General features: G+C 63.1%; 3 protein-coding genes and 1 pseudogene. 2 read left to right on the top strand and 2 right to left on the bottom strand.

Features of this window, described 5'->3' with window-relative positions:
- Positions 1–168: 168 nt before the first annotated feature.
- Entirely contained in the window at positions 169–759 is a 591-nt protein-coding gene (locus tag O4H32_RS14850) for a response regulator transcription factor (RefSeq protein ID WP_269360394.1), read from the bottom strand.
- A gap of 61 nt (positions 760–820) precedes the next feature.
- Positions 821–2,824 (bottom strand): sensor histidine kinase, encoded by a 2,004-nt coding sequence (locus O4H32_RS14845; RefSeq protein WP_269360393.1) that lies wholly within the window; start codon positions 2,822–2,824, stop codon positions 821–823.
- A 167-nt stretch (positions 2,825–2,991) separates the two neighbouring features.
- Here O4H32_RS14845 and O4H32_RS14840 point away from each other — a divergent pair, with 167 nt between their 5' ends.
- Positions 2,992–3,984 carry a TRAP transporter substrate-binding protein gene (locus O4H32_RS14840; protein WP_269360392.1) on the top strand — a complete coding sequence of 331 codons (993 nt, stop codon included), beginning with the start codon at positions 2,992–2,994 and terminating at the stop codon, positions 3,982–3,984.
- 64 nt (positions 3,985–4,048) lie between these two features.
- A pseudogene (locus O4H32_RS14835) lies at positions 4,049–4,213 on the top strand (C4-dicarboxylate ABC transporter); the annotation flags it as partial.

Genomic DNA, 4,213 nt, shown 5'->3' with positions numbered 1-4,213 from the left:
GAAAGTAGGTCATCGTCAGGCTTTTATTCCGCAAAACCCCCGCAGAGCTCCTCTGCGGGGGTTTTGTCTTTGTGGCGACTGAATGACTCGGAGACGAGAGCGCTCACAGGTCGGTCCGCGAAGGACCGACAACAAGACCGACAATAAAAAACGCGCCCCAGGCCGCGCCTATTTGACCAGGCGCGCCAGTTCGACGGCGGTGCGTACGCCCATTTTGGTGAAAAGGTTCGACCGGTGGACTTCCACGGTACGCATGGTGATCCCCATCCTGTCGGCGATCACTTTGTTCATCAGGCCTTCCAGGATCAAGTCCATGACTTCGCGCTCGCGCGAGGATAGAGAGGCCAGCCGCGTCTCCACCAGCGCCTGGTGACCCGCTTCCAGCGACGCCCGCAGCGCTTCCTGGACGCGGTCCATCAGTTTGTTGTCGTTGAACGGCTTCTCGAAGAAATCGAAGGCTCCGCGCTTGAGGCTGTCGACCGCCATCGGCACGTCGCCATGCCCGGTCAGGAAGATGACCGGCATGCGCCGGGTGAGCCCCCGGGCCGCAAGGGTGTCGAACAGCAGCGCGCCGCTCATGATGGGCATGCGCATGTCGAGCAGCAGGCAGTCGCCCTCGGGGCTGAACGCGTAATCCGCCCCCAGCATGTCCAGGAAGGGTTGAACGCCATCGTAGCCTGTCGCTTCGATCCGGCGGGACTGCGCCAGCCAGATCAGCGAATCCCGTATCGCTTCTTCATCGTCAACGATATGCAGCACCTTGTTGTCTCCCTCCCTGGGGTGTCCATGCGGCCTGTCGGCATGCGAGCCTGGTATTTTTTCATGTTTTGGCGGGTGAGGCCGCATGCAGCGAAAAACGGAAGACAGTCCCTCCGCCGGGGCTGTCCGCGTATGTCAGGGTGCCGCCGTGCGATTCCACGACAGTCCGGCAGATCTTGAGGCCCATGCCCATGCCATCGGCCTTGGTGGAGAAGAACGGCGAGAACAATCGTTCCCGGGCATGCGGCGGAATGCCGCACCCGTGATCGGCCACGCTGATGCTCACGCTGCCGGGCGCGAGCGGATCGGCGCCGGCGCCGATGAGCAGGACCCGGCGTTCAGGCTCCATGTCCCTCATCGCCTCGATGGCGTTGCGGGTCAGGTTGAGCAGCACCTGTCCGAGCATCATCGGATCGGCTTGCACCGCCGGTGTGTCCTGCGCGATGTCGGCCTTGATCGTGATGAAATGCCGGCTCGCCTGCAGTTCAGCCAGTTGGACGACGTCGGCGATCAGCGCGGACAGCTCCACCGTTTCCCGGCGCGGCTCGCGGCGCTTGGTGAACGTGTGGACGCTGCGGATGACGTGTCCGGCGCGCTGGGCCTGCGCATTGGCTTTTTCCAGCGCGCCCCGGATGCGGGCCATGCCCGCCTCGTCCTGGGGCGTGGCGGAGTCGGCCAACAGGTTCAGCGCACCGGTCGTATAGCTGGTGATGGCGGCCAGTGGCTGGTTCAGCTCATGTGCCAGCGTCGAGGCGAGTTCGCCCATGGTCACCATCCGGGCGCTGGCCTGGAGCTTTTCCTGCTGGCGCTGGTTCAGTTCCTCGAACCGCTTGCGATCGGAGATGTCCAGAATCGAACTCATCCAGCCGGTCTGCCGGCCACTTTCGTCGACCAGTGCGGATTCATAGATCAGCACAGGAAAACGCTCCCGCCCTTTGCGCAGGAAGATCGTCTCGAAGCCTTGGGAATCGATCTTGCCCGCGATGCGCTGTGCGAAGCGTTCCCGATATTCATCCATGATCTCCGGTGCCCAGTAGGGCATGGGGGGGGAGAGGCCGATCAGGCTCTCGGCCGGCATGCCGACCATCCGGCAGAACGCGGGGTTGACATAGGTGATCTTGCCCTTCAGGTCGTATACCCGCAGGCCGGTCACGAGCGAGTCCTCCATGGCCGTGCGAAAGGCGATCTGTTCGCGCAAGGCGCGTTCGACGGTCATCCGGCGAGTGATGTCGCGCCACAGCGCCGCGAGGCTCCAGAACAGACCCAGGGTCAGCGCGACGATGACGACGATCAGCAGGTTGGGCAGCAGATTGGGCGCCCCCTTGACGCTGTCGGTGCGCAGCGTGATGTCCGTGTAGGGCAGATGCAGATCGTGCGCGTAGGTGTAGACGCCGCGCCCCTCGCCGCCCGCGGTGCGTTGTCCCAGCGTGCGCTCGTTTCGATCGGTCAGGCGGATCTCGTTCTTCTGTGCGAACCACCAGGGCACCATCTGATCCAGGATGCCGGCCAGGGAGTAGGTGACGATCACACAGCCGGCGTAGCGCCCTTCCTGCCGGATCGGAAAGAGATAGTCCATCAGCGCGGGAAGGCGCGTTTCGTCCGGAGGCTCAGGCAGACTGTATTCGGGGGCGAGGGTGCCGCGGATGCGCCCCAGTTTCAGGCGCAAGGGCGCGGGCAGGTCTTCCAGGGAAAAATGATCCTGCCGGTCGGAGGACGTGCCATTGTCCCGCGCGTCGATCCAGGCGATACGCGTGAATTCCGGGTGATTGCGCAGCAGGAAGCGCATCCGGCCGCGCAGTTTGTCGCCCGCCAGATGACCGGCGGCGATCTGACCGGCGAACGAGCGGATGTCGTCTTCGTTGCGCCCGAGCTGGAAGCGGATGGTCTGTTCGACCCAAAGCGTGTCGGCGATCTGTTGTTCCTGGCGCTCTGTGGATTCCAGTTGTTGCGCCTGGTGCGGCAGCCAGATCACGGTGACCAGAAACAGCAACGCGCACAGGATCGGCACCAGCCATTGCCAGGTGCGTCGGCGAAGGAAGGGTTTGTAGAAAGGAAAGGAAAGCATGCCGGATCGATTTTCCCTAGTGTATCCGAGCGGTACATGATGGGGCCGGGAAGCGCCCGGTGCGGGGTTGTGGATTTCCACAGTTGAAATAGAAGTCCCGCTTGCCCAGAATGGCCGCACCTTTTCCGACCCTGCGGATTTCTGAGCCTCCGGACATTGCCTCATCAATGAAATGGTTTTCCATCCTGCTCGTCTGCGCGCTCACGTGGCCCTCGTCCCTCTGGGCGCAGCAGCAACCCATCGTCATCCGGTTCAGCCATGTGGTGGCCCCGGACACGCCCAAAGGCAAGGCGGCGGTGCGCTTCCAGGAATTGGCCGAGCGAGCCACGAACGGTCGCGTGCGCGTGCAGGTCTATCCGAACAGCGAACTGTATCGGGACCGGGAGGAACTGGAGGCGCTCCAGCTGGGTGCCGTTGAAATGATCGCACCGTCCCTGTCCAAGTTCGGGCCGCTGGGCGTGCGCGAGTTCGAGGTTTTCGACCTGCCATTCATGTTCCCCGATGCGCAGGCGCTGCACCGGGTCACCAACGGACCGATCGGCAGGGACATGCTGCGGCGGCTGCGGCTCAAGGGCGTCGTCGGCCTGGCTTTCTGGGATAACGGTTTCAAGTCTTTTTCGGCCAATCGGCCGCTGCGAATGCCGTCCGATCTCTCCGGTTTGCGCATGCGCATTCAACCCTCCAGGGTGCTGGATGCCCAGATGAGGGCCTTGGGCGCTCAGCCGATGACCATGCGGTTCGGCGAGGTCTATGCCGCACTGGAAGCGGGGGTCGTGGACGGCACCGAGAATCCGCCTTCGAATTTCTTCACGCAGGACATGCAGGACGTGCAGGCGCATTTCACCGTGTCCAATCATGGTTATCTGGGATATGCCGTGATCGTCAACCGGAAGTTTTGGGAGGGATTGCCCTCGGATATCCGTGGCGCCTTGGAAGACGCCATGCGGGACGCGACAGCCTATGCGGCTTCGATCGCCCAGCAGGAGAACGACCGGGCGCTGGAGGCGATCCGCGCGTCCGGCAAGACGCAGATCCATGTCTTGACGGAGACGGAGCGCGAGGCCTGGAAACAGGCCCTGGCCGCCGTCAGCGTCGAGATGGAGGACTTGATTGGTGCGCAGTTGATCGCCGATATCCGGCGTGTGGTCGACGCCCCGTGATGCGGGCCGATCGCGCGCCTTGTCTTTGATTTCCATACCCACCACAAAAAAGGGAGACCTTGCCATGAAAATCCGTATTCCCGCCGTCAAGGCGCTGAGTGTCTGCATCGCACTGGCCTTTTCCTCCGCGGCGCTGGCCGAACAGCCCATCATCGTGAAATTCAGCCACGTCGTGGCCGAAAACACCCCCAAGGGCCAGGGCGCGCTCAAGTTCAAGGAACTGGCCGAG

The organism is Castellaniella denitrificans, from assembly GCF_027214045.1.
Classification (GTDB): domain Bacteria; phylum Pseudomonadota; class Gammaproteobacteria; order Burkholderiales; family Burkholderiaceae_B; genus Castellaniella; species Castellaniella denitrificans_A.
The sequence above is the reverse complement of the archived record's forward strand: the minus strand, read 5'-3'. Positions and strand labels throughout refer to the sequence as shown.

What these genes read in the sequence shown, in the direction of transcription:
- O4H32_RS14840 (WP_269360392.1), top strand. Translation starts at nt 2,992, where the DNA reads ATGAAATGGTTTTCCATCCTGCTCGTCTGCGCGCTCACGTGGCCCTCG.
- O4H32_RS14845 (WP_269360393.1), bottom strand. Translation starts at nt 2,824, where the DNA reads ATGCTTTCCTTTCCTTTCTACAAACCCTTCCTTCGCCGACGCACCTGG.